The sequence below is a fragment of the Streptomyces sp. NPDC055025 genome, assembly GCF_053608565.1.
Genome location: NZ_JBSGVS010000013.1, coordinates 109,584 through 133,602 on the forward strand (window position 1 = coordinate 109,584; position 24,019 = coordinate 133,602).

Consider the following 24,019-nt stretch of genomic DNA (forward strand, 5'->3'; position numbering starts at 1 on the left):
GGTGTCGCTCAGTTCGTGGCGGGGCGGAGCCGGTCGGCGACGAGCGCGTCGGGGCCGATCAGCGCCGCGTTGCCCCCGCCCGTACAGGCGTAAGCACCCGCCACCGCGCCGAGCCGGGCGCAGGCTTCGAGGTCCAGCCCGGCCAGCCGGCCGTAGAGGAAACCGCAGACGTACGCGTCACCCGCACCGTTGGAGTCCACCACCGGCGCGGGCGGCAGGGTCGCCGGGACGGGCCGGGGGGTGCGGCTTCCCTCACGGGTCATCAGATACGAACCGCCCGCGCCCGCCGTCGCGATCACGGCCTCGGCCCGGCCCTCGCGGAGGATCTCCCGCATCAGCGAGGCGATCCGCTCCCCGGCTCCGGCCGCGCTCAGGAAGACCAGATCGGAGCGGAGGGCGAACTCCCTGTGGTGGTCGGCGAGTCCGTCCCAGTCGTGCAGATCGGTCGAGACGGGGACACCGAGCGCCTCGATGTCGTCGTAGAGGAAGCGGGCGAAGTCGGTGATCGCGAGATGGACATGACGGGCGCGCCGGAGGTGAGGCAGATAGAAGTCACGCGGCATACGGAGACCGGCGGGATCCCGGCCGTCGTAGAACGACATCCGGCGGCCCGTACGCTCCACGAGATTGACCGCGCGCCGGGTGCCGGCCGGGGAGATCAGCGCCTCGAAATCGACTCCGCCCTCCGCGAGCCGCGCACGGACCTGACCGCCTGTCCAGTCGTCCCCGATGAAGTCGAGGAATTTGACGTCCAGACCGAGCGCCCGGCAGCCGAGGGCCACATTGCCGCCGGTGTGCCCCGGCCATTCGAGGATCGGTCCGACCCCGACCGAATCGGCCAGCGGAACCGGCAGCGAGTCGACCCGGACGACGGTGTCCACCCCACTGCCCCCGACGACCAGCACATCGTGACCGAGCTGATCGGTCGGATCGGTCTGCTGCTCTGCCACAGTCTTCCGTCTTCCTGTCCGGTTCCGGATGTCCGGCGGCCCCGGTGTGGCCGCCGTGCTACTTTCCACGCCCGCCGAGTGCCGCGCGGTCGACGCCCAGTTCGCGGGCGAGTGCCTCGTCCGCCCACTCCAGCATGGTGGCGCGCGGCAGTGAACCCGCGTACGACGTCATCTGAACCGCCAGTCCGTCCAGCATGGCGGTCAGCCGCCCGGCCGCCGACACCGGGTCCGCGCAGACGAATTCGCCCGCAGCCGTTCCCTCGGCGACGACCTCGGCGAGAGCCGCCTTCCACTGCTGGTCGAGAGCGCGGGCCGGCTCACGCAGCGCGGGCTCGCGCAGCGCCGCCGCCCATCCCTCGATCCACAGCCGCCAGCCCTTGGCCTCGCCCGTCGGCGCGTACCAGCGGACCGCGTCGTGCAGTCGCTCCAGGGCGGTGGCGCGACGGCCGAGCAGCGCGCGCAGCCGCGCCAGATCGTCCTGTGCGGCATGGGCGAAGGCCGCCGCGACCAGCTTCTCCTTCGTCGAGAAGTGGTAGAGCACCAGCGCGCTGCTGACACCGAGCACGGCGGCGACATCGGAGATCCGCAACGCCGCCACGCCCCGGGCCTCGATCTGCCCGACGGCGGCACGGAGCAGTTCCTCGCGCCGCTCCGGCACACTCAGCCGTACTCTCGCCACGCCGTCACCCTATCGAGCCGAGAGGCCGTCATGCGGCTCACCGGTACCACCCGTACCGCTCCGCGATGACCGGCAGCCGTTCGGCGGCCATGGCGTGCGCCGCGGCACGCGGGGTGGTGCCGTCGGTCTCGGCGCGCGCCAGCGTTCGGCCGGCCAGAGCGCGCATCGCCCGCCGGGTATGGGCGAACGACTCGTCCGCGCCGGGACCGATGTCACCGAAGAGGGTCCACCACCACCAGGCGTTCGTGGCGGAGTTGACCACGACATCGGGCAGCACCATGACACCGCGCCGGGCCAGCAGTTCCTCCGCCTCGGGAGTTACGGGCATATTGGCCGCCTCCACGATCCAACGGGCCTTGACCGCGGCCTGGTTGCCGGTGTCGACGGCGTACGAGACAGCCGCGGGCACCAGCACCTCCGCGTCGGCGCGGAGCCAGGCGTCGCCCGGCAGCTCCTGGTCCCCGGGGCGCAGCGCGGCGCGGTCGACCGTGCCGTACGCGTCCCTGGCGGCGAGGAGCGCCTCGACGTCCAGGCCGTCCGGGTGGGCGATGGTCCCCTTGACGTCGGCCACGGCCACGATCCGCAGCCCCGCCCGGGACAGAAAGCGTGCCGTCGCCCCGCCCATGGTGCCGAGCCCCTGGACAGCGACGCGCGTCCCCTCAGGGGCGACGCCCGCCCGGTCGAGGGCGGTGAGCACCGACTCGGCGACCCCGCAGCCGCCGACAAGGGCGTCCAGACCGATGCCGTCGACCTCTGTCGCGAAGGCGTCGGCAAGCCGCCGCCGCGCCGCCCGCTCGTCGTCGAGCAGCGGGTGGACCGCCTGGACGGTGGAGACGAGACCGGCCTCGGCGGCGGCCCGGTCCACGGTCTCCTGGGTCAGGCCCAGATCCTCGCCGGTGGTCCAGAAGCTCTCTATGTACGGCCGGGTGGCGCGCAGATAGCGGACCAGCAGACCGTACGCCTCGGGGTCGCGCGGATCGCAGTCGATACCGCCCTTGGCGCCGCCCAGAGGCACATAACGCGCCGTCGGGTCGTCCGCGTCGAAGTGCAGGGCCTCCTTCATGGTCATCCCCCGGGCCAGTCCGGTCACTTCCTCCAGTGAGCACCCCGCGCGCATCCGCAGCCCGCCACTGGCGACCCCGCGTACCAGCCGGTCCACGACCAGATACCCCTGTCGGCCGGTCACCTGGTCCGTCCAGGTGAGGGAGATCAGCGGGGCCGCCGGGGATGCCGGAGGGGCCGGGACCGCCGGGGAGGCGGATAGAGTCGCGGAGGCGGACGGATTCATCGGACGGTCTCCTCGGGGACGGCGATCACGGTGACAGGAGCGACCACGGTGGCGGCGGCGAACGGCGTGGGCTCGGAGCCGCCCCCGGACGGCGCGCGGTGATCGAACGCGCAACTGAATCGCCAGTCAGTATCGAGACGGTGATCGCCCCTGTCAAAGTGCCCGTCCCGTGGTATGGCCCGGGATCGCCCCGGATCGGGCCGACTTCGTAAGCGTGTACGGGAATCCTGGGGGCACCGGCGTCGTTGTAGGGCCGTGCGCCGGGGCGGAGGACGGTCCGGTCCGTTCGCCCCGCACAGAGATACCCGCCCAGACATAATGGGACAACACCGAACCTCCAGGAGGTGCTGTGACAGCCGCTGGTTCCACCCCTTCATTGCGCTCCCGGCTGCGCTCGCTGCGACCCGCGGCCTTCGGGGCCGACTCGGCAGGAGCGAGGCTCGAGCGGATCCACCGCTCGCCCAACTTCGCCGACGGGGTGTTCCAGAACCCGGTGGGTGCCAGGACCAGACCCTCGGGCTCGGGTCTGGAGTTCGCGAAGGTCTACTTCCAGAAGGAAGCGCGGGCCCGGCGGGCTCCGAGCGGCACCATTCCGGTGCACGCCACGACTCTCGCGGACCTGGCCGTGCCCCCGGCCTCCGGGCTGCGGCTCACCTGGATGGGCCATTCGAGCGTGTTCGCCGAAATCGACGGCCGGCGCGTGCTCTTCGATCCCGTGTGGGGCGACCGGTGTTCGCCCTTCGCCTTCGTGGGCCCCAAGCGGCTGCACCCGGTGCCCGTACCGCTCTCCTCGCTCGGTCCCCTCGATGTGGTCGTGATCTCCCACGACCACTACGACCATCTTGATCTGCCCACGATCCGGGCCCTGGCGGCCACGGACGCGGTCTTCGCCGTACCGCTCGGTGTCGGCGCCCATCTGGAACGCTGGGGGGTGCCCGCGTCCCGGCTGCGCGAACTCGACTGGAACGAGTCCACGGAGGTCGCGGGCATCCGGCTCACCGCCACTCCGGCGCGGCACTTCTGCGGTCGTGGTCTGCGTAACCAGCAGCACACACTCTGGGCGTCCTGGGCCGTGACCGGGCCAGAGCACCGCGTCTACCACAGTGGGGACACCGGCTACTTCGCCGGTTTCCAGGACATCGGCGCCGAGCACGGCCCGTTCGACGCCACCATGATCCAGATCGGTGCCTACAGCGACTACTGGCCGGACATCCATATGACCCCGGCCGAGGGCATGCGCGCCCATCTCGATCTCCAGGGCGGCCGTCCCACCGGCGTCATGCTCCCGATCCACTGGGGGACTTTCAATCTCGCCCCGCACCCGTGGGCCGAGCCCGGTGAGGGCACGATCTCGGCAGCGGCCGAGGCGGGCGCGGGAATCGCGCTGCCGCGCCCCGGTGAGCCCTTCGAGCCCACCGGCCAGGACATTCCCACCGCGCCCTGGTGGCGGTCCGTGGCGGTCGTCCCCGAGGACGGCTGGCCGGTGATCTCCACGGAGGTCGCGGGAGAGGACACCGTCACCGCGGCGGGTACGGGAAAGAGCGGGGGGACGGCCGAGAAGGCGCCCTCCGCGTAACGGCGCTGTAGTCCGGTCCTGTGGTCCGGGTCGTCAGACCTGGACCACAGGCACCCCGCGCTCCTCGAACCGCGCGATCCGCTCCGGTGCGCCCGCGTCCGTGATCAGCGTCCCGATGTCCTCCACCGGACAGATCCGGGCGAAGGCCCGCGCGCCCAGCTTCGAGCTGTCCGCCACGACGACCAGTCGCGCCGCCCGCTCGGCGAGCAGCGCGTTGATGCTCGCTTCGTGCTCGTCGCGCGCACCGGCGCCCGATTCCGCGTCGACGGCGTCCACCCCGATGAAGGCGATGTCCAGACTGATCTCGCCCAGGATGTGCCGCGCCAGTGGGCCGACCAGTTCATACGACTGGGGCATCGCGACCCCGCCCGTGGTGACGATCTTGATATGAGGGCGTACCGCCAGCTCATGGGCGATGTTCAGGGCATTGGTGACGATGGTGATCGCGGGGTCGTCGGGGGTGCCCGTGAGATCCGCGCGTGTGGCGATGGCCCTGGCCACCTCCGAGGTCGTCGTGCCGCCGTTCAGCCCGATCACCATGCCGCGCCGGGCCATCGCCGCGGCCGCCCGCGCGATGCGCTCCTTCTCCGCGGCGTGCCGTACCGCCTTGTACCGCAGGGGCAGGCCGTACGAGACGGAGTGCGCGACCGCACCGCCCCGGGTCCGCGTCAGCAGCCGCTGCTCGGCGAGATGGTCGAGATCACGGCGGACGGTCGCCACGGACACCCCCAGCTCGGCGGCGACGGCGTCGACCTCCAGCTGACGCCGTTCGGTCAGCAGCTCCAGCAAGGCCATGTGCCGCTCGTGGCGATGCACCGCGCTCCCTTCGTCACCGGTCCCCGGACGCGGCCGCCGGGCCGGACCCCGGCCCCTGGGCGCCGTGACCGTGCTGATCGTAACGTGCGCGATCCTTGCTTGTTGCTGCTCGTAAGTATCTCCTAGCATGCGGAATCAATCAGGTGTCCGACGCAGGGGAGTGGAGACGCGCATGACGCATGTGCAGACGGAACTGGCCACCCAGCCCGAATGCTGGCGCCGGGCCGCGGCGCTCGTGGACGAGGTGCGCGAGCGGCTGCCCGCGCCCGGTGAGCGTACGGCCGTGGTCGGCTGCGGCACCTCGCTGTTCATGGCCCGTGCCTACGCCTCGCTCCGCGAGGAGGCGGGACTGGGCGAGACCGACGCCTTCGCCGCCTCCGAGTTCCCCGCCCGCCGTCGTTACGACCGGATCGTGGCGCTGACCCGTTCCGGCACCACGACCGAGGTGCTGCGGCTGCTCGCCGAGGTGCGCGGTACGGCCCGTACGACCGCGGTCACGGCGGATCCCGCCACCCCGGTGCGCTCGGCGGCCGACGAACTGGTCGTCCTCGACTTCGCCGACGAACGGTCCGTCGTCCAGACGCGCTTCGCCACCACGGCCCTCACCCTCCTCCGGGCCCATCTCGGTCTGCACTCCGACGCCGTGGTCGCGGACGCGGAGACGGCTCTCAAGGACCCGCTCCCCGAGGGTGTCACCGACTGTGCGCAGTTCACGTTCCTCGGCCGGGGCTGGTCGGTCGGGCTCGCGGAGGAGGGCGCGCTGAAGATGCGGGAGGCGTCCCTCGCCTGGACCGAGGCGTATCCGGCGATGGAGTACCGCCACGGTCCGATCAGCGTCACGACCACCGGAACGGCGACCTGGTCGCTCGGTCCCGTCCCCGAAGGACTGGCGGAACAGGTACGGGCGACCGGTGGGCTGTGGGTGGCGGGCCGGCTCGACCCGCTGGCCGAACTGGTACGGATCCAGCGGCTCGCGCTCGCCCTCGCGGACAGACGCGGCCTCGACCCGGACAGCCCGCGCCATCTCACCCGTTCCGTGATTCTTCCTTCCTCATGAGTCGCTGACCGCCCGTCATCCACCGCCCGTCATCTCGATGTATCTACTTATCTGGTACATCCGATACATCCAAGTATCCGCACATCTGCATATCCACATATCCGTATCTGTCCCCGTGGGGAGTTCGGCCCGGCGTTCCACGCCGGGCCGATTGCTGTATTTCGCGCTGATGTGCGAGGACTCATACCGGAGCGGGATGCTCTGTGGGCAAGTTCGTCAACTGTCCACCGTGGATGAACGTTCGGCGACTACCGTGTGTGCTCGGTGATCAACGGAGGGCTCCCGCGGTACGCGCGGGTCCCGCCTTCGCCCACCGTCCGGAACACCAGCACGCTCACCAGCACGCCCAGCAGGACGCCCGTCAGCACGACCACCAGCAATCAGCACGACGCCGATTCCCGGGGCCCCACGTACCGAGGACACTGATGTCTCAACTTCGCGCACCCGCCGCGCGGCCGGAGCGCCGCGAGGGCGGGCGGCACGGCAGGCCGGGCGCCCGCTCGCTGTCCGCGGCGGCCAGGCGGACCCCGCCGCCGCCCCCCGATGTCCGTATGCGCCCTCAGCTGCTGCGTACCGCCGTCCTTCCCGCGATAGTCGCCGCGCTGAGCGGTGCCGCCGCCGTGGTGGTCGTGCTCCGCTCCGCCGCGGCCGAGCCGACCGCCGAGATCTGGACGGCCCTGGTCGGCACGGCGCTGGTCGCCTTCGCCGCCATCGGCGCGGCGGCGCTGGGGGCGGAGCGCACCGCCAAGTCCATCGTCGACCGCTGCGAGGCGCTGCGCCGGTCCAGCGCGCGCGGGCAGGCGGATCTCCGTACGGTCGTCGAGCAGCTCAGACGCGGCGAGCGCCTTCCCGAGCGCCGTACGCCGCCACCGCCCCCGGCCGAGACCCCCACCGGGGATGAACTCGACCTGCTGGCGGAGGAGTTGGGCCGCTCGCACGAAGCGGCCGTCACCGCCGTCGTACAGGCGTCCAGACTCTCCAGCAGCGTCGGCAATGAACAGAAGGTCGAGGTCTTCGTCAATCTTGCCCGCCGGCTCCAGTCGCTGGTCCACCGTGAGATCCAGCTCATCGATGAACTGGAGAACCAGGTCGAGGACCCCGAACTGCTGAAAGGCATCTTCCACGTCGACCATCTCGCCACCCGGATCCGCCGGCACGCCGAGAATCTCGCCGTCCTCGGCGGGGCCGTCTCCCGGCGCCAGTGGAGCAAGCCGGTCATCATGACCGAGGTGCTGCGCTCGGCCGTCGCCGAGGTGGAGCAGTATCCACGGATCAAGCTGGTACCGCCGATCGACGGCACCCTGCGCGGCCATGCCGTCGCCGATGTCATCCATCTCCTGGCCGAACTGGTCGAGAACGCCACGCTGTTCTCGTCCCCGCACACCCAAGTGCTGCTGCGGGCCCAGTATGTGACGGCCGGGCTGGCCATCGAGGTGGAGGACCGGGGTCTCGGCATGCCGCCCGGCGAGCAGCAGAGGATGAACGCCCTGCTCGCCCGTCCCGATCAGGTGAATGTGGCGCATCTCCTCCAGGACGGGCGGATCGGGCTCTTCGTGGTCTCGGCGCTGGCGCGCAGACACGGGATCGCGGTACGGCTCCAGTCCAATATCTACGGTGGTGTCCAGGCGGTGCTGGTGCTGCCGCGGGCGCTCCTCGGCTCGGAGCGGACGGAACCGGACGGTTACGCGCCGGTACCGGACGGTCAGCCGCCCGCGCCCGCGCCGATGCCCGCGCCCACATCCGGGGCCGCGCCCACGCCCGGGACCACGGTCGTGCCCGTACCGCGGCAGTACGCGTCGGCGCCACCGCAGCCCCTGCCACCGCAGCCTCTACCACCCCAGCCACCGCAGCCGCAGCACCATCAGCCCCAGCCGCCGCAGCCGGTGTACGAGGCACCGCCGGGGCCCGCCGTCGCACCGGACGTGCCGGGCGTTGAGACCGCGCCCACCGTGCCCTCCGCGCCCGTCGGACCGGTCCCTCTGCCCGTACGCGGCGCGCAGACCGACCGCCCCACGCCCGCCGCCGCGCGCCCCGGCGCCCGCCACGGCCACCGCGGACGTCCCGTCGCCCCGGTGGCGCCCGCCACCCCGCCCGCCACCCCGCCCGCAGTCCCGGCCTCGTCCGCCGTCCCGTCGTCGCCCGACCTCGCCGTCCCTTCGGCCGAACCCGCCGGCGACGGCACGATCCGCGCCACCAGGAGCAGGCCCCAACTGCCCAAGCGCCGGGGCCAGGAGCATCTCGTCCCACAGCTGCGGGACGGGCCCCCGCCCCCGCCCGCGGCGGAGCCCACGCTCCATGACCCCGGGCTGATGGCCGCCTTCCGGCGGGGCATCGGCCTCGCCGAGTCCCAGCCCGTGGCGCGCTCCGCGGAACAGCCGGAACCGCCGTGCCACGACACCACCCCCAAGGAGTAGATGCACCATGGCGAGCGAAGTGCCGACCGGCCATGTCTCGGACCTCGACTGGCTGTTGAGCGGTCTGGTCCAGCGTGTCCCGTACACCCGCAGCGCGGTGCTGCTCTCCTCCGACGGTCTGGTGAGATCCATGCACGGCATGGACTGTGACAGTGCCGACCACATGGCCGCCCTCGCCTCCGGTCTGTACTCCCTGGGCCGTAGCGCGGGCGTGCGCTTCGGGGATGGCGGCGAGGTCCGTCAGGTCGTGGTGGAACTCGACTCCACCCTGCTCTTCGTCTCCACGGCGGGTTCGGGCACCTGCCTCGCCGTACTGGCCGGACGTGAGGCGGATGCCGCGGTGCTGGGCTACGAGATGGCCATGCTGGTCAAGAGCGTACGGCCGTATCTGGCCACTCCGCTGAGACAGACGGCCGGCTCCACCCCGGGCGCACCGGGGCGCTGACGGTGCCGGTCCCGAAGGAAGGTCCCCTGCTCGACGGCGCGGCCGGCCGGCTCATCCGCCCGTACGCCGTCAGCGGGGGCCGTACCCGGCCCACGACATCACTCGATCTGCTGACACTGGTGAGGGCCACGGGGCTGGTGCCCCCGCCGGATCTGGGCCCCGAGCATGCCCAGGCTGTCGGCCTCTGCGGGGGGCCGACCTCGGTGGCGGAGGTCGCGGCCCATCTCGGGCTTCCCGCGACGGTCACCAAAATCCTGCTCTCCGATCTGGTGGACTGCGGGGCGATCACCGCACGACCCCCCGACAGTTTTGACCACCCCACCGACCGTTTCCTGCTGGAGGCAGTGCTCGATGGTCTACGACGACAGCTCTGAAGCCCTCCCCGAATCCTCTCCCCGGCCCTTTCCCACCGCGCTGAAGATCCTTGTCGCCGGCGGTTTCGGGGTCGGCAAGACGACCTTCGTGGGGGCGGTCAGCGAGATCGCGCCGCTGAGTACGGAGGAACTCCTGACCCAGGTCGGCGCGGAGACCGACGATCTGACGGGCGTCGAGACCAAGACGGCCACCACGGTCGCCATGGACTTCGGCCGGATGACGCTGGACGAGCGCCATGTGCTCTATCTCTTCGGCACACCCGGCCAGGAGCGCTTCTGGTTCATGTGGGACGAACTGTCGCGGGGCGCGCTCGGCGCGATCGTGCTGGCCGACACCCGGCGGCTGGACTACTCGTTCTCCGCGGTGGACTTCTTCGAGCAGCGGGGGATCGGATTCGTCGTCGCCGTCAACGAGTTCGACGGCTCCTACCGCTATGGGGCGGAGGAGGTACGGGCCGCCATGGACCTCAGGCCGGAGGTGCCGATCGTGCTCTGTGACGCCCGTATCGCCAGCTCCGGTATCCAGACCCTGGTCACACTGGTTCAGCATCTCCTCACCGCGTCGCCGTCGCCGTCACTGTTGTCGTCATCGTCACTGTCGTCGCCATCGGCAGCGGCTCCGGTCCCGTCAGCGGCTCTGGCCCCGGCTCTGTCACCGGCTCCGGTCGAATGACACGGACACCAGGAGTACGGGTATGAAGTACGACCCGATCGGACGTCTGCTTCTCACTCCCGTCGACGGGGACGCGCCCGAACGTATGGCGCGGCTGCGCGAGCTCGGGCTCGGGGAGCGTCCCGAGCCGGTCTTCGACGCCTTCGCCCGGGAACTGGGGCAGCTGACCGGCGCTCCGTACGCGATGGTCAACTTTGTCGGCGAGGAACGCCAGTTCTTCGCCGGGCTGCACGCGCCGCCCGGCGCGGGTGAGGGCCGGTTCATGGGCAGGGACCTCGGCTACTGCCCGTATGTGGTGGTGCGGCGCAAGGCGCTCGTGCTGGAGGATGTGCGGGACTTCCCCCGGTTCGCCGCGAACGCGCTGGTCGACGAGATCGGTGTCCGCTCCTATCTGGGGGCGCCGCTCATCGACCGTACGGGGCTGGCCCTGGGCACCGTCTGTGTGGCCGACACCGAGCCCCGGCGCTGGGGCCGTTCGGGCCTGGACACCATCAAGTCCTATGCCGCGGAACTGATGATACGGATCCACCGCAGGGAGGACGGGCTGCTCTGATGTCGTCAGCAGCTCTCCCAGTAGGGGGAGACGGTACGGGACGGCGGGGGCGCCGTACTCGCGCGCAGGATCACCTCGCCGCCGACCCGCAGCACCCGTGAGCGTGTGCCGCGTGGTTCGCGCAGCGCGAGCGAGATCACGCTCTCGCCCATCGCGGTGAGCGGCAGGGCGACGGTCGTGAGCGGGGGAGTCAGCTCCCGTACGAGGGGGATGTCGTCGAAGCCGGCCAGGGAGAGGTCCTCGGGGACCCGTATCCCCGCCTCCCGGAACGCGGCCAGCGCGCCGACCGCCATCACATCGGTCACCGCGAAGACACACGTGGGGCGGGCGGCGGGGCCGGACCGTACGAGCAGTTCCCGCGCGGCCGTGTAGCCGCCCTCACGGGTGAAGGCGCCGTGCACCACGGATCCCGCGCCGAGGGTGATCCCGGCCTCCATGAGCCCTTCCCGGAATCCGGCCAACCGGTCGGCGACCGTGGTGAGTTCACGCGGCCCGCTCAGTACGGCGAACTCCCGGTGCCCCAGACCCAGCAGGGCGCGGGCGAGATCGGCCGCCCCGGCGCGGTTCTCGGGCAGCACGGCGTCGGTACGCAGACTGCGATGGCGGCTGACGACGGCGACCCGGCCGCCCGCGCGGATGTAGGGGGCCAGTTCGGTGCCCAGTCTCCGCTCCCAGGAAGGGTCCTGGAAGCCTGAGCCGATCAGCAGGATGGCGCGGGCGCGCTGGGCGCGGAGCATGGAGACATACGCGATCTCCTTGGCCGGTTCACGGAAGGTGCTGGCGAGCATGACCAGGACGTCCTGCTCGGCGGCGGCCCGCATCACCCCGCCCGCGATCGCGGCGAAGTAGGGGTCGCCCACATCGTGGCAGATGACACCGACGGTGTTGCTGGAGGAGCTGGCGAGGGCCTGGGCATGGGCGTTGGGGATATAGCCGAGCACATCGGCCGCGACGCGCACCCGCTGCCGCAGCTCCTCACGGACACGCGCCGTGCCGTTCAGCGCTCGGGACGCGGTCGCCAGCGAGACACCCGCGCGGCGGGCCACGGCGTCCAGCGTCACATGGGTCTGTGCTTCCCGTTCACTCAACTCACTCAACTCGACCCCCAGGTCGCGGTGGCGGTGGCGGCGGCGGGGCCCCGGGCGGCCCCCGAAACTTCGGGACGACCTATTGACCGTACGGACGGGCAGTCATTAGCGTGGCGATCACCCTACCAGAAAGCGCTTTCTGAAAGCGCTTGTCGGGGAGCACCGCTCTTGTAACTACCCGGATTTCCCGAGGAGTTCACTGTGAGCCAGAGCGTCGTACCGACACCGACACCGACATCAGCCGCGGCACCGGCACCGGCCGAGGACGTGGCGGGGGTCGCGGAACGCGGCAGACCGGGCACGGGCGAGCGGCTCGCCCGCGCGGCGGAGGCGGGCTGGCGGCCCGTCGTGCTGCTGGGCGCCTGTTTCGCCGTGTGGTGGATCATCGCCGCGGCCGAGCTGGTGGAGCCGTATCTCGTCCCCTCGCCCGGCGAGACGCTCGATGTGCTCACGGGCAAGGCGGGGTATCTCTGGCAGCACACCTGGGTGACCACCTACGAGACGCTGCTCGGCTTCGTGATCGCCGTCGCGGTCGGGGTGCTCGCGGCCGTGGTGATGGTCTACTCCTCGACCGTCGAGAAGACGCTCTATCCGATCCTGCTCTTCGCCCAGGTCGTGCCGAAGATCGCCATCGCCCCGCTGTTCGTGGTGTGGCTCGGCTTCGGTATCACCCCGAAGATCCTGATCGCGGTGCTCATCGCCTTCTTCCCCGTGGTGATCTCGATGGTCACCGGGCTGAAGGCGGTCGATCCGGAAATGCTCCAGCTCTCCGCGACCATGGGCGCCAAGCCCTGGCAGACCTTCGCCAGGATCCGCTTTCCCGCCTCGCTGCCGCATCTCTTCTCCGGGCTGAAGGTCGCCGTGACGCTCGCGGTGACCGGTGCGGTCGTCGGGGAGTTCGTGGGCGCGAACGAGGGGCTCGGCTATGTGATCCTCCAGGCGAACGGCAATCTCGACACCCCGATGCTCTTCGCGGGGCTGCTCGTCATGTCGCTGATCGGTGTCGTCCTCTTCGTCCTGGTGGAGATCGCCGAGAAGCTGCTGCTGCCCTGGCACGCCAGCCGTCGCGACAGCAACGTCACCACTGCCTTCTGACGCCCAACGACACCTACCGATGTCCGCTGACCGGGGCGCCGGCCGGCTCGGCGTCAACCACTCGTCTCGTCTCGACTCGACCCCGTTCCGGGAAGGGCCAGCCATGCATGCGCGCAGACTCCTGATCGGCCTCGTACCGCTGCTCCTGGTCGCCACCGCCTGCGGTGAGGACGGCCCGGACACCAGCACCAGCGAATCGGGCAAGAAGCTCGACAAGGTGACGCTGACACTCAACTGGTATCCGTACGGCGAACACGCGCCGTTCTACTACGGCCAGCAGCGGAAGATCTTCGAGAAGCACGGAATCGATCTGACGATCCGCGCGGGGCAGGGCTCGCAGAAGACCGTGCAGGCGACCGGCGCGGGGCAGACCGACTTCGGCTGGGCCGACACGCCCGCCGTGCTCAGCGGAGTGGACCAGGGCATCGCGGTGAAGAGCCTCGGTGTCTTCCTCCAGACCACACCGTCCTCCGTGCAGTTCTTCGAGAGCCAGAACGTCCGGACCCCCGCCGATCTCAAGGGCAAGACGGTCGCGGGCACGGCCGGCGACGCGCTGAGCAAGACCTTCCCGATCTTCCTGGAGAAGAACAACCTCAAGGAGTCGGACGTCAGGATCCAGAACACCGACCCGGCGGGCAAGATCGCCGCGGTGATCTCGGGAAAGACGGACGCGCTGCTCGGCTACGCCAGTGACCAGGGCCCGACCATGCAGGACAAGGCCAAGAAGCAGGTCTCGTATCTGCGTTTCTCGGAGCACGGTCTCAACTTCTACTCCAACGGTCTGATCGCGGGCCGGGAGATCCTCTCCGGCAGGAGCGAACTGGCCGGGCGCATGGTGCGAGCCGTCAGTGAGTCCTGGGCCGCGGCGGAGAAGGCGCCGGGGCCGGCTGTCGCGGCGATGGAGGGCGCGTCGGAGCAACTGCCGCCCGAGAGTGTGCTCTCGGAGCAGTTCAGGACGACGCTCACCCTGCTGCACACCGACGCGACACGGGGCAAGGCACCCGGCGTCAACACCGAGAGCGACTGGCAGCAGACCATCGATGTCTTCACCGAGGCCGATCTGGTGAAGAACCCGAAGCCGGTCGCGGAGTACTGGGACAGCGGCACGGCGCTGAAGGGATGACGATGGCCAGGGACATCACGCTGCGGAAGGCGGCCGGACCGCCCGAGGACAGCACACCGGGCGCGGCGGGCACGGCGCGTACGGCGCAGGCGGGCACGGCGGGCACGTCGGGTGCGGCGGCTGAAGGGGGAGCGGTGGCGGCCGTCGGTCTTGAGGACGTGGCCGTCCGCTTCCGTACGAAGAAGCGCGATGTGACCGCCCTGCACGAGGTCTCCCTCGATGTGGCGGCCGGGGAGTTCGTCGCCATCGTCGGCCCCTCGGGCTGTGGCAAGTCGACCCTGCTCAAACTGGTCGCGGGTCTGCTCCGGGCATCCGCGGGCGCCGTACGGCTGCACGGTGACCGGGTCGACGGGCCACGGCACGACATCGGCTATGTCTTCCAGCGGGCCGCGCTGCTGGAGTGGCGCACCGCCAGGCGCAATATCCTGCTCCAGGGGGAGATGCGCCGGATGCCGGGCGACCGGGCCCGTGCGCGCGCGGACGAACTGATCGCGATGACCGGGCTCTCCGGCTTCGAGGACGCGTATCCGCACGAGCTGTCCGGCGGTATGCAGCAGCGGGTCGCGCTCTGCCGCGCGCTGCTGCACGAGCCGCCCGTGCTGCTGATGGACGAGCCGTTCGGCGCGCTCGACGCCCTGACGCGCGAGCAGATGAACATGGAGCTGAACCGCATCTGGCGCGAGACCGGCACCACCGTGCTGCTGGTCACCCACTCCATCTCGGAAGCCGTCTATCTCGCCGACCGGGTGGTGGTGATGAGCCCGCGCCCCGGCACGATCACCGAGATCATCGATGTCGGGCTGCCGCCCGAGCGCGACTACACGGAGACGCTGGGACGGCCCGAGTTCCGCGAGGCGGCCGGACATATCCGGGGGCTGCTGGGCGCCGCCTCGGCCCAGGACTGAGTCCGACTGGTCCGGGGGCGCGGAGCCGGGGCGGGCCTCTCACCGGGCGCATCCCGGATATGGGATATCGTTTCGTATGTGAGAGAGAATGAGACGGGAGGGAACGCTCCCGGCGCTGTCCCCGGCGTTGTCCCCGGCGCTGTCCTTGGTGGTGCTTCCGGCGCCGGCCCCGATGCCGCCTCCGGCGCCGACCCCGTGGACGAGCTGCTCGCCGCTCGCCTCGCCGAACTGCGGGGCGAGCACGGCTGGTCGCTCGACGAGCTGGCGCGGCGCAGCGGGGTGAGCCGCTCGACGCTGTCACGCGCCGAGCGCGGTGAGATCAGCCCCACGGCATCGACGCTCGGCCGGCTGTGCGCGGTGTACGGGCGGACGATGTCGCAGCTGCTCAGCGAGGTGGAGACGGAACCGGCGCGGCTCGTCAGGGCCGCCGACCAGACCGTATGGAAGGACACCGCCTCCGGCTTCGTCCGCCGCTCCGTCTCGCCGCCGCAGGCGGGGCTCCGCGCGGAAGTCGTCGAGGGGACCCTGCGGCCGGGCGCGGACGTGTCGTACGAACGGCCCCCGGTCCAGGGTATGGAGCAGCACATCTGGGTGCTCGAAGGGTCGGTCGAGTTCACGTCCGGGCGCGATCTGCACACCCTGAACGCGGGCGACTGTCTGCGGACACGGCTCTGGGGTCCCACCCGCTTGCGCTGCCCGGGGCCGGATCCGGTCCGCTACGCCGTGGTGGTGGTCCGGCCATGAGCGCCGGGCTCGCGTACGTTCCCGAGGTGATACGGCTCTCCGCCGGTGAACTGCTCGACGCCGCCGACGCGTTGGCCGATCTGATGGTCGACACGGTGGCCGGCGGCGCCTCCATCGGCTTTCTTCATCCGCTGGACCGGACGACGGCGGCGCGCTGGTGGCGGGCGCAGGCCCCCGCGGTACGGGAGGGACGGCTGTCCGTACGTGTCGTCCGGGACGGTGGACGGATCACCGGGACGGTCGGTGTGGCGTTCGCCGACAAGCCCAACGCCCGCCATCGCGCCGAGATCGTCAAGCTGATGGTGCACCGCGACGCACGGGGGAAGGGGCTCGGCCGTACGCTGCTCACCGCGGCGGAGGAGGCGGCGGCCGGGGCGGGTGTGACGCTGCTGCTGCTCGACACCGAGACCGGCAGCCCGGCCGAGACGCTCTACCGGTCCGCGGGCTGGACCGAGATCGGGGTGGTCCCCGGCCATGCCGCCGACCCGGGCGGGACGCTCCGTCCGACCACCTTCCTCTACAAGGACCTCGGACCGGTTCCGGCCAAGGACCCCGGGCCGGTCCCGGCCGCCCTGTGACAGCGGCCACCCCGGACCGGTCCCGGCCGCCGTGTGACAGTGGCCGGGACCGGCACCGTAAGCCCCCGTGGAGATCCGGCTCAGTACCGCAGCCGCGACAGATACCGGTAGCTGTTCAGCGCGGACGCGAACGGATCGGCCGGCGCGTCGTGCTCCACCAGCCACTGCCGCACACCACCGCTGCGCGCCGTGTCGAACATCGCGGGGAAGTCCAGCACCCCCGAGCCGACATCCTCGAAGCCACCGTTCGGCGCCATGTCCTTCACATGCAGCGCCGGGAACCGGTCGCGGTGTTCGACGAAGAGCCGGCGCGGATCGTCCCCGCCCTTCGCCGCCCAGTACAGATCCAGCTCGAAGCCCACCAGTTCGGGATCGGTCTCCTTGAGCAGGATGCCGTACAGACTCTCGCCGTCGATCACACTGTGGTCGCCGTCGTGGTTGTGGAAGAGCACCTTGAGCCCGGACTCCCGGGCGATACGCCCCGCCGCGTTGAACTGCCGTGCCGCTTCCCGGTATCCGGCCGGTGAGTGCATTCCCTCCGGCAGACTCGGCACCACCACCCACTTGCCGCCCAGCGTACGGACGTCCTCGATCGCCTGGGGCAGTCCGCTGCCCGTGACCGTGGTGTAGGCGACATGTTCGAGCACGGCCTTGAGCCGGGTCTCGTCCAGCATCCGCCGGATGTCGGCCGCGCTGTGGCCATGTCTGCCGCTGACACCGACCGTCGCGTAACCGATCTCCGCCAGCCGCTCCAGCGTCCCCCTGAAGTCCGTCGCGAGCGGGGTGCGCATGGTGTAGAGGTGCATACCGATCCCGGACGGCGGTATGCGCCGCCTCCGGCAGCGGCCCGCGGCCATGGCGGTGGCGGAGGTGGCGGCACTGGCGGAGGTCGCCGAGGCCACCGCCGTACCCACGCCCAGCGCCGCCAGTCCGACGGCCTTGCCCAGGAACGCTCTTCGGGTACTGCTCATGGTCGTTCTCCTCTCAGGCCGCGGGGCCCGCGTCGATTTGGACCGCGCCGGTGGTCGTATCACCCTTGTCGTCGGTGACGGTCAGATGCGCCGTGTACGTGCCCGGCCTGGCGTACGTATGCGTCGCGGTCGGCCCCTCCGTACCCGAGCCCCTGACGTTGTCGCCGAAGTCCCAGTGGTACGAGGCGATCGTGCGCCCGGACACGGGCGACACCCTGCTGCTCAGCTCCACCGCCAGCGGTACGCCTCCCGAGGCGGGCTCCGCGTCGACCTTCACCTTGGTGACCGGTTTCTTCTCGACGCCGCGGCCGTTGAAGTGCAGCCAGTCGAGCGCGAAGAGATCCGGCTTCTCCGCCGACCAGGCGGGGTTGGTGAAGACCGCGTACAGCTTCACCGAAGCGCCCGGACTCTTCAGCGTGACGGTGGGGGAGACGACATTGCCCCAGCCGCCGGTGTTCGGGATCGTCGCCTTGCCCAGCAGCGGTCCGGTCGGAGAGCCGCTGCGGAACTCGACGTCCCCGCCGAGACCGCCCGAGGCCGCGCCGACCGTGACGGAGGAGATCCCCTTGAGATTGACCGGGTCGAACGAGATCCAGTCGCCGTCCTCGATCTCCGTGAGCCGCTTGCCGCCGGAGGCGTCGGCGCGGTCGCCGGTCACGGCGCCGTCGTGCGCGCCACCGGTGGTGGTACGGTGCTCGGCCTCCCGGAAGGCGCTCCGCAGCGTCAGCGAGGACGAGCCCGTCAGGGCGGGCACGCCCGTGGCGCCCTTGTCCTCGTACTGCGCGGTGATGCCGTAGTACAGGTTCTGCCCGGGACCGTGGCTGTCCCCGGCGTCGGTGACGATCTCCCCGGCGCAGCCCGTGTAGTTGTCCAGCGGATGGAGATGGCTGTCATGGCCGAGCTGGGACTGGACGACCACCCGTGAGCAGTCGATCGTCCCGCCCTCGCCCGTCTTGCCGTCCTCGCGGTCCTTCACCTTCACGGTGAACGGGATGGTGTCGCCGAAGCTGAAGATCCCGCCGTTCGGCGGCTGCTGGATGGTCACCACCGGCCGGGAGTTGCCGACCGTGATCTCGCGGACGGAGAGCGCGGTCAGTCCGCCGGGTCCCGTGACGGTCAGCCGGGCCGTGAACCGGCCCTTGTCGCGGTAGACATGGGAGGGACTGGCCTCGGTCGAGTCGGTGGTCCCGTCGCCGTCGAAGTCCCAGGCGTAGGAGACCGGCCTGCCGTCGGGCAGCCCCGAACCCTCGCTGGAGAAGGCCACCGTCAGCGGTGCGGGTCCGCTGTCCGGGCTCGCCGCAGTCCGGGCGTCGGGCAGCCGGCCGTCCCCGACGTAGTCGATCCGGTAGATGCCCGAGCCCTCGTTGGTGCCACCGCGGCCCGTACCGCTGCCGAGCCCGAAGTCGATGACGTACAGGGCCCCGTCAGGGCCGAAGTCCGCGTCGAAGGGCTGGTTCCAGCTCATGTCGCCGAAGACACCGTTGATGGACTGGAGATCGCCCGCCTGGACCGGCTCGAAGCGCGGGTCCGTGAAGGTCTGGTCCTGGTCGTGGAACGAGAACGTCTTGAACCATGTCCTCGTCAGCTCGTAGTTGAACCACTTCCCGTCGAAGTACTCGGGGAACTTCGACGCATAGGTGTTCGCGGGGTCGTAGTCGTAGACGGGACCGCCCATCGGCCCGCCGCCGCCCGTGCCCAGCTCGGGGAACTGGGGCGAGGCGGAGTAGGCGTACCAGACCGTCGCGGGCTTGGCCGCGGGCAGCTCCCGCAGACCGGTGTTGTTCGGCGAGTCGTTGACCAGCGCGGCGCAGTCGAACTTCGCGCCCGGGGTCCCGGTGGCGAAGTCGTAGTCGTTGAACGGGGTGTTGTCGCCCGTGCAGTACGGCCAGCCGTAGTTGCCCGGCTCCGTGATGCGGTTGTACTCGACCGTGCCCTCGGGACCGCGGTTGGCGACCGCCTCCCGTGCGTCGGGCCCGTAGTCGCCCACCAGCAGCGCGCCGCTCAGCGGATCGGTGGTGATACGGAACGGGTTGCGCATGCCCATCGCGTAGATCTCGGGACGGGTCTTCTCCGTGCCCGGCGCGAAGAGATTGCCCTCGGGAACGGAGTAGGTGCCGTCGTCCTCGGGAGTGATACGCAGTACCTTGCCGCGCAGGTCGTTCGTGTTGCCCGCCGTGGTCTGGGCGTCCCAGGCACGGCGCCCCTCGCGCTCGTCGATCGGTGTGAAGCCGTCGGAGGCGAAGGGATCGGTGTTGTCACCGGTCGCGACATAGAGATCACCGTTCTTGTCGAAGGTGATCGAACCCGCCATGTGCGAGTTGGCCCGGCCCTCGCCGCGCAGCGTCGGCACGGTCAGCAGCCGCTTCTCCGAGGCCGGGTCGACGGTGTTCCCGGTGACCGTGAAGCGCGAGAGGTTGAGCCGTTTCTCGGTCTTGTCGGAGTGCAGCAGATAGAGCCAGTTGTTCCGCGCGAAGTCCGGGTCGAGGGTGAGCCCGAGCAGTCCGTCGGACTGGCTCGTCATCTCCGGCGTGTACGCGAAGTCCAGCGCGGTCGAGACCTGGAGGGTCTGCTGGTCGATCACCTTGAGCTTGCCGGTGCGCTGGATGAAGAAGACACGGCGGTCCGGGGCGACGGCCAGCTCGAAGGGGTCCGCGAGATCGCTGGTGGCCAGCGCGGTGCGCTGGAAGGAGCCCGTCTTGGTGGCGGTGCAGTCACCGGGCTTGTTGCCCGCGGCCCACTGGATACCGCCGAGCAGATGCTTGCGGAAGGCGTCCTCCTGGAAGGCGGACGCGGCGTGCCCGCCGGCGGTGAACCAGGACCGTCCGCCGTCGTAGTTCTGGCACCAGGACCACGGATGGTCGACACCTTCGTCGAGGCCGTCGACTCCGTCGTTCACCTTGATCTGGGCGAGTGTGTGGACCTTGCCGGTCGGATTGACGCGCCAGTTGTACCACTCCTCCGAACGCTCCCAGAGCTGTGGCAGGCCCTTGGTGGAGGGGTGCGCCTGATCCAGCACCTTCACCCGGCCCGTCTGGACGGCGGGGTGCTTGTCGAAGATGGCGCCGACGAGCCCCTCGTACCAGCCCCAGTCGCGCTCGCTGGCGGAGGCGGCGTGCAGACCGACCCAGCCGCCGCCCCCGCGGACGAACGCCTGGAGCGCGGCGCGCTGTGCGGCGTCGAGCAGATCGCCGCTCTCCGGGGTGGAGTTGGTGTTGTTGAAGACGATCGCCTGGAAGCGGGCGAGATTGTCCTCGGTGAAGGCCGTGGCATCACTGGTGGCCTCGACGTCGAATCCGTTCTCGCTGCCGAGCTGTTCGACGGCCTCGACCCCCGCCGGGATCGAGTCGTGCTCGAAGTTGGTGACCTTGGAGAAGACCAGAACGCGGAACGGCGCCGCGTCGGCGCGGGGCGGCGAGGCCATCCCGAGTCCGAGGACGAGCGCCAGCAACGCGGTGATCACAAGGAAGGGTGAGGACGTTCTGGTGGGCGTTCTCATGGGCGCTCCCGGTGCTGGTAGGGCCGGCTGCGGGTTTAGAAAGCGCTTTCTGGATTGCGTCACACAGCGTAGGGGCCGGTGTCACAGGGGGTCAATGGGTCGGAAGAGCCCTCTGCGGCCCGCCACTTGGAGGGCGGGGCCGGGGCGGGGCCGTCGGCTGGGCCGGGTGTGGGCGGCGGCTGAGGCCGGGGCGCCGCCGGCGGGGCTGGAGGGGGCTGGGGGGATGACCGCCGGGGGCGGGATTTCGGACGGGAACGCGAGCGACCCGTCCGGGCGATGGGCCCGGATGGGTCGGATGGGTCGGATGGGTCGGACGGTGCGGACGGGAGGCCCTAGTGCCCCGGGGTGGGTGCCCCGGGGCGACGGTCAGGCCGCGTCCAGCTCCGCCACCTCGGCGGCGTCCAGCACGAGGCCGGCCGCGCCGACCGAGTCACGGATGGTCTCCGGACGGCTGGAGCCGGGGATCGGCACCACCACGGGGGACTTGGCCAGCATCCAGGCCAGACACACCTGCTGCGGGCTCACCCCGTGCGCCTGCGCGACGCGTGCGAACGCGTCGTACGAGGAGCCCAGTTCACCGGCGCGCTTGATCCCGCCGAACGGGCTCCACGGCAGGAACGCGATACCCAGCTCCGTACACACCTCCAGCTCCGGCTCGCTGGAACGGAAGGCCGGCGAGAACTGGTTCTGTACGGAGACCAGCCGGCCCCCGAGGATCTCCTGCGCCGAGCGGATCTGCCCGGGGTTCGCGTTGGAGATGCCGGCCTGCTGGATCTTGCCCTCGTCGAGGAGGTCGCGCAGGGCGCCGACGGACTCCTCGTACGGCACCTTCGGGTCGGGACGGTGGAACTGGTACAGCCCGATCGCCTCCACGCCGAGACGTCCGAGCGACGCCTCGCACGCCGCCCTCAGGTGCTCGGGAGAGCCGTCCAGCGTCCAGGATCCGTCACCGGGACGCAGATGGCCGCCCTTGGTGGCCACCAGTACCTCGGAGCCACGCTCGTGGGACGCCAGTGCCTTGGCGATCAGGGACTCGTTGTGGCCTACCTCGTCGGCGTGGAGGTGATATGCGTCCGCCGTGTCGATCAGTGTCACGCCGGCGTCCAGTGCCGCGTGGATGGTGGCGAGGGAACGGGCCTCGTCGGGCCGTCCCTCGATCGACATCGGCATACCGCCCAGACCGATCGCGCTGACCTCGACGGTTCCGATGCGGCGAGTCTTCATGGTGGAGTGCACCCTTCCTGCTGCGGACCCGCCGGGTCCGGCGGGGGGTACCTCCAGCTTTGCCGCTGTCCCTCGGGCCGTCCAATAGAAGAAAACGAACGCATTGAGCGACCGGGGTTCTCAATTAGGCTGGGTCCTCATGGAACTGCGCCACCTCGAATATTTCGTCGCCGTCGCGGAGGAGCGCCACTTCACCAGAGCGGCCCAGCGCCTCATGGTCTCGCAGTCGGGCCTCTCCGCGTCCGTACGGGCCCTGGAACGCGAACTGGGCGCCCGGCTCTTCGTACGCTCCACCCGCAGGGTCGAACTGACCGGAGCCGGTCAGGCCCTGCTGGTGGAGGCGTCGCGCGCGCTGGCCAGTGTGCGGGCGGGCAAGGAGGCCGTCGCGGCGGTCCAGGGACTGCTGCGCGGCACACTGTCGGTGGGTACCGAGCAGTGTGTCACCGGGGTGCATGTCCCCGGGCTGCTCGCACGGTTCAGAGCCGAGCACCCCGAGGTGGAGGTACGGCTGCGACAGGCCGGATCCGCCTCGCTCGTCGAGGACGTGGCGGCCGGGCGGCTCGATCTGGCTTTCGTCGCGCTGTCCGGGACCGTTCCCGAGGGCGTCCGGCTGGTACCGCTGGCCAGCGAGCCCATGGTGCTGCTCTGCCACCCCGGCCACCCGCTGGCGGGAGCGGCCGAGGCGGACTGGGCGGAGCTGGGCGACGAGGTGTTCGTGGACTTCCACCAGGACTGGGGCGCCCGCGGTCTCACCGACCGGGCCTTCGCCGCCGCCCGTACCGAACGGCGTGTGGCGCTGGAGGTCAACGATGTGCACAGCCTGATCGAGCTGGTCGGCCATGGCCTGGGGATCGCGGTGGTGCCCCGCCCGATCGCCCGTAAGGAACAGGCCGCCGCTCTGTGCACGGTGCCGCTGGCCGACGCCGGGGAGCACCTCTGGGAGGTCTCGGCCGCGCTCCCCGACGATCAGCGCACCGGCCCGGCCGCCCGGCAGCTGCTGGCGTATCTGTCGCCCGCCGCGTCACGCCCGGCGCCGGACAGCGGTCCCGCGCCGGACTCCTGCCGCGCGCCGGACGCCGCCCCGGTACCCGTCCCCGCGGCCACGGCGGGTCCGGCGGCCACGACGGCGGCTACGGCCGCTCCAGCCAGCCCCTGATGAAGGCGGCCTGCCCGGCATGCTGGAGATCGTCGGAGATCACGCTGACCAGCCGGACACCGAGCGTGACGGGCGGGACCCACGCGTCGTCGACGACCCGCCTGAGATCCGCGTCCTTGACCGTACGGACGAACGCCACCGTCTGATCGTGGACGGCGTCGTGGTACCCCGCGAGCAGCTCCGCCGAGACCCCGCCGAGCGCGGCCACGTCCTTGGGGGAGTGGCCGTAACCGGTCGCTCCCCGCGAGAACGGCAGCTCGAACCGCGCCGACCAGTCTTGCGCGATCCACACCTCGTCCAGGCCTGCGGCGTCGGCGACATGGTCGTCCTGGATCCGGGTGAGATGCCAGACGAGCCAGGCGATCGAATTGGCCCCGTCGTCCAGCCGGAGCGCCAGCTCGTCGGGGGAGAGGCCGTCGACCACCTCGTGGACGGTCTCACGGATACGGCCGAAGGCGTCGACGAGCAGATCACCGCTGGCGGTCATGGCAGGCTCCGGAGGATACGGCCGGGAGCGGACCCCGGCGGACGGGCGTATGTCCAGTCCAGGGTGCCCCGTACGCGCCGGGTCAGCGCGCCCGGTGCGGGGCGGTCGTGCCCAGGCCCTCGGCCGCCGCCAGATCCCGACGGCCCCCGGGGAAAGCGGTTCGTGACCACCGTGCCGAGTGCGGTATTGTTCTCATGCGCGTTCGGCCAGGGGAAACCCCAGGTCAGACCCGCACCGGGACGTGGCGCAGCTTGGTAGCGCACTTGACTGGGGGTCAAGGGGTCGCAGGTTCAAATCCTGTCGTCCCGACCAGCGTTTACGACTGTT

22 protein-coding genes and 1 tRNA gene are annotated in these 24,019 nt (G+C 70.8%); 14 read left to right on the top strand and 9 right to left on the bottom strand.

Features of this window, described 5'->3' with window-relative positions:
- Positions 1-8: 8 nt before the first annotated feature.
- The 3 genes from ACWGDX_RS11010 to ACWGDX_RS11020 form a co-directional block, all read right to left on the bottom strand.
- On the bottom strand, positions 9-902 hold the full coding sequence (locus ACWGDX_RS11010) for a carbohydrate kinase family protein (protein ID WP_453624390.1): 894 nt from the start codon (positions 900-902) through the stop codon (positions 9-11).
- Positions 903-1,008: 106 nt separating this feature from the next.
- Complete coding sequence (locus ACWGDX_RS11015) at positions 1,009-1,629, bottom strand: TetR/AcrR family transcriptional regulator (RefSeq protein ID WP_453624325.1); 621 nt, start codon at positions 1,627-1,629, stop codon at positions 1,009-1,011.
- A gap of 37 nt (positions 1,630-1,666) precedes the next feature.
- Positions 1,667-2,917, bottom strand: coding sequence for a Glu/Leu/Phe/Val dehydrogenase dimerization domain-containing protein (locus ACWGDX_RS11020; RefSeq protein ID WP_453624327.1), 1,251 nt, complete (start codon positions 2,915-2,917; stop codon positions 1,667-1,669).
- Positions 2,918-3,266: 349 nt separating this feature from the next.
- Here ACWGDX_RS11020 and ACWGDX_RS11025 point away from each other — a divergent pair, with 349 nt between their 5' ends.
- Positions 3,267-4,493: an MBL fold metallo-hydrolase gene (locus tag ACWGDX_RS11025; RefSeq protein WP_453624329.1), complete on the top strand. Its 1,227-nt coding sequence runs from the start codon at positions 3,267-3,269 to the stop codon at positions 4,491-4,493.
- 33 nt (positions 4,494-4,526) lie between these two features.
- Here the strand turns inward: ACWGDX_RS11025 and ACWGDX_RS11030 are convergent, their stop codons facing one another.
- Positions 4,527-5,309, bottom strand: coding sequence for a DeoR/GlpR family DNA-binding transcription regulator (locus ACWGDX_RS11030; protein ID WP_453624331.1), 783 nt, complete (start codon positions 5,307-5,309; stop codon positions 4,527-4,529).
- Between the two features lie 172 nt (positions 5,310-5,481).
- Here ACWGDX_RS11030 and ACWGDX_RS11035 point away from each other — a divergent pair, with 172 nt between their 5' ends.
- The 6 genes from ACWGDX_RS11035 (at position 5,482) to ACWGDX_RS11060 (ending at position 10,825) form a co-directional block, all read left to right on the top strand.
- A complete protein-coding gene (locus ACWGDX_RS11035; protein WP_453624333.1) occupies positions 5,482-6,366 on the top strand; it encodes an SIS domain-containing protein in 885 nt (294 codons plus the stop codon).
- A 425-nt stretch (positions 6,367-6,791) separates the two neighbouring features.
- On the top strand, positions 6,792-8,780 hold the full coding sequence (locus tag ACWGDX_RS11040) for an ATP-binding protein (RefSeq protein WP_453624335.1): 1,989 nt from the start codon (positions 6,792-6,794) through the stop codon (positions 8,778-8,780).
- A 7-nt stretch (positions 8,781-8,787) separates the two neighbouring features.
- The gene (locus ACWGDX_RS11045) at positions 8,788-9,225 is read left to right on the top strand and encodes a roadblock/LC7 domain-containing protein (protein ID WP_453624337.1); all 438 of its coding nucleotides are present in this window, start codon (positions 8,788-8,790) and stop codon (positions 9,223-9,225) included.
- Between the two features lie 2 nt (positions 9,226-9,227).
- Positions 9,228-9,599, top strand: a complete 372-nt coding sequence (locus tag ACWGDX_RS11050; protein WP_453624339.1) for a DUF742 domain-containing protein — start codon at positions 9,228-9,230, stop codon at positions 9,597-9,599.
- Positions 9,577-10,272, top strand: coding sequence for a GTP-binding protein (locus ACWGDX_RS11055; RefSeq protein WP_453624340.1), 696 nt, complete (start codon positions 9,577-9,579; stop codon positions 10,270-10,272). Before ACWGDX_RS11050 ends, ACWGDX_RS11055 begins: the two co-directional genes overlap by 23 nt.
- A gap of 22 nt (positions 10,273-10,294) precedes the next feature.
- Positions 10,295-10,825 carry a GAF domain-containing protein gene (locus ACWGDX_RS11060; RefSeq protein WP_453624342.1) on the top strand — a complete coding sequence of 177 codons (531 nt, stop codon included), beginning with the start codon at positions 10,295-10,297 and terminating at the stop codon, positions 10,823-10,825.
- Positions 10,826-10,830: 5 nt separating this feature from the next.
- Here the strand turns inward: ACWGDX_RS11060 and ACWGDX_RS11065 are convergent, their stop codons facing one another.
- Positions 10,831-11,886: a LacI family DNA-binding transcriptional regulator gene (locus tag ACWGDX_RS11065; RefSeq protein WP_453624392.1), complete on the bottom strand. Its 1,056-nt coding sequence runs from the start codon at positions 11,884-11,886 to the stop codon at positions 10,831-10,833.
- A 228-nt stretch (positions 11,887-12,114) separates the two neighbouring features.
- Between ACWGDX_RS11065 and ACWGDX_RS11070 the strand changes: the two genes are divergently transcribed.
- From ACWGDX_RS11070 to ACWGDX_RS11090, 5 genes are all read left to right on the top strand, one after another.
- The gene (locus tag ACWGDX_RS11070) at positions 12,115-13,008 is read left to right on the top strand and encodes an ABC transporter permease (protein ID WP_453624344.1); all 894 of its coding nucleotides are present in this window, start codon (positions 12,115-12,117) and stop codon (positions 13,006-13,008) included.
- 103 nt (positions 13,009-13,111) lie between these two features.
- Positions 13,112-14,131: an ABC transporter substrate-binding protein gene (locus ACWGDX_RS11075; protein ID WP_453624346.1), complete on the top strand. Its 1,020-nt coding sequence runs from the start codon at positions 13,112-13,114 to the stop codon at positions 14,129-14,131.
- Positions 14,128-15,036 (top strand): ABC transporter ATP-binding protein, encoded by a 909-nt coding sequence (locus ACWGDX_RS11080; protein ID WP_453624348.1) that lies wholly within the window; start codon positions 14,128-14,130, stop codon positions 15,034-15,036. The genes ACWGDX_RS11075 and ACWGDX_RS11080 overlap by 4 nt, the downstream gene beginning before the upstream one ends.
- Positions 15,037-15,231: 195 nt before the next feature.
- The gene (locus ACWGDX_RS11085) at positions 15,232-15,780 is read left to right on the top strand and encodes a helix-turn-helix domain-containing protein (protein WP_453624394.1); all 549 of its coding nucleotides are present in this window, start codon (positions 15,232-15,234) and stop codon (positions 15,778-15,780) included.
- Positions 15,777-16,358, top strand: a complete 582-nt coding sequence (locus ACWGDX_RS11090) for an N-acetyltransferase family protein (RefSeq protein ID WP_453624350.1) — start codon at positions 15,777-15,779, stop codon at positions 16,356-16,358. Before ACWGDX_RS11085 ends, ACWGDX_RS11090 begins: the two co-directional genes overlap by 4 nt.
- Before the next feature lie 80 nt (positions 16,359-16,438).
- Here the strand turns inward: ACWGDX_RS11090 and ACWGDX_RS11095 are convergent, their stop codons facing one another.
- From ACWGDX_RS11095 to ACWGDX_RS11105, 3 genes are all read right to left on the bottom strand, one after another.
- Positions 16,439-17,164, bottom strand: coding sequence for a sugar phosphate isomerase/epimerase family protein (locus ACWGDX_RS11095; protein ID WP_453624396.1), 726 nt, complete (start codon positions 17,162-17,164; stop codon positions 16,439-16,441).
- A gap of 178 nt (positions 17,165-17,342) precedes the next feature.
- Positions 17,343-20,825 (bottom strand): ThuA domain-containing protein, encoded by a 3,483-nt coding sequence (locus ACWGDX_RS11100; RefSeq protein ID WP_453624352.1) that lies wholly within the window; start codon positions 20,823-20,825, stop codon positions 17,343-17,345.
- A 366-nt stretch (positions 20,826-21,191) separates the two neighbouring features.
- Positions 21,192-22,049, bottom strand: coding sequence for an aldo/keto reductase (locus tag ACWGDX_RS11105; protein ID WP_453624354.1), 858 nt, complete (start codon positions 22,047-22,049; stop codon positions 21,192-21,194).
- A gap of 139 nt (positions 22,050-22,188) precedes the next feature.
- Here ACWGDX_RS11105 and ACWGDX_RS11110 point away from each other — a divergent pair, with 139 nt between their 5' ends.
- Positions 22,189-23,205, top strand: coding sequence for a LysR family transcriptional regulator (locus ACWGDX_RS11110; protein WP_453624356.1), 1,017 nt, complete (start codon positions 22,189-22,191; stop codon positions 23,203-23,205).
- Here the strand turns inward: ACWGDX_RS11110 and ACWGDX_RS11115 are convergent.
- Positions 23,180-23,692 (bottom strand): mycothiol transferase, encoded by a 513-nt coding sequence (locus ACWGDX_RS11115; RefSeq protein ID WP_453624358.1) that lies wholly within the window; start codon positions 23,690-23,692, stop codon positions 23,180-23,182. The genes ACWGDX_RS11110 and ACWGDX_RS11115 overlap by 26 nt on opposite strands.
- Before the next feature lie 235 nt (positions 23,693-23,927).
- On the opposite strand from ACWGDX_RS11115, the gene ACWGDX_RS11120 reads away from it, so the two are divergent.
- Positions 23,928-24,004 (top strand) — tRNA-Pro (locus ACWGDX_RS11120).
- The last annotated feature ends 15 nt before the right edge of the window (positions 24,005-24,019 follow it).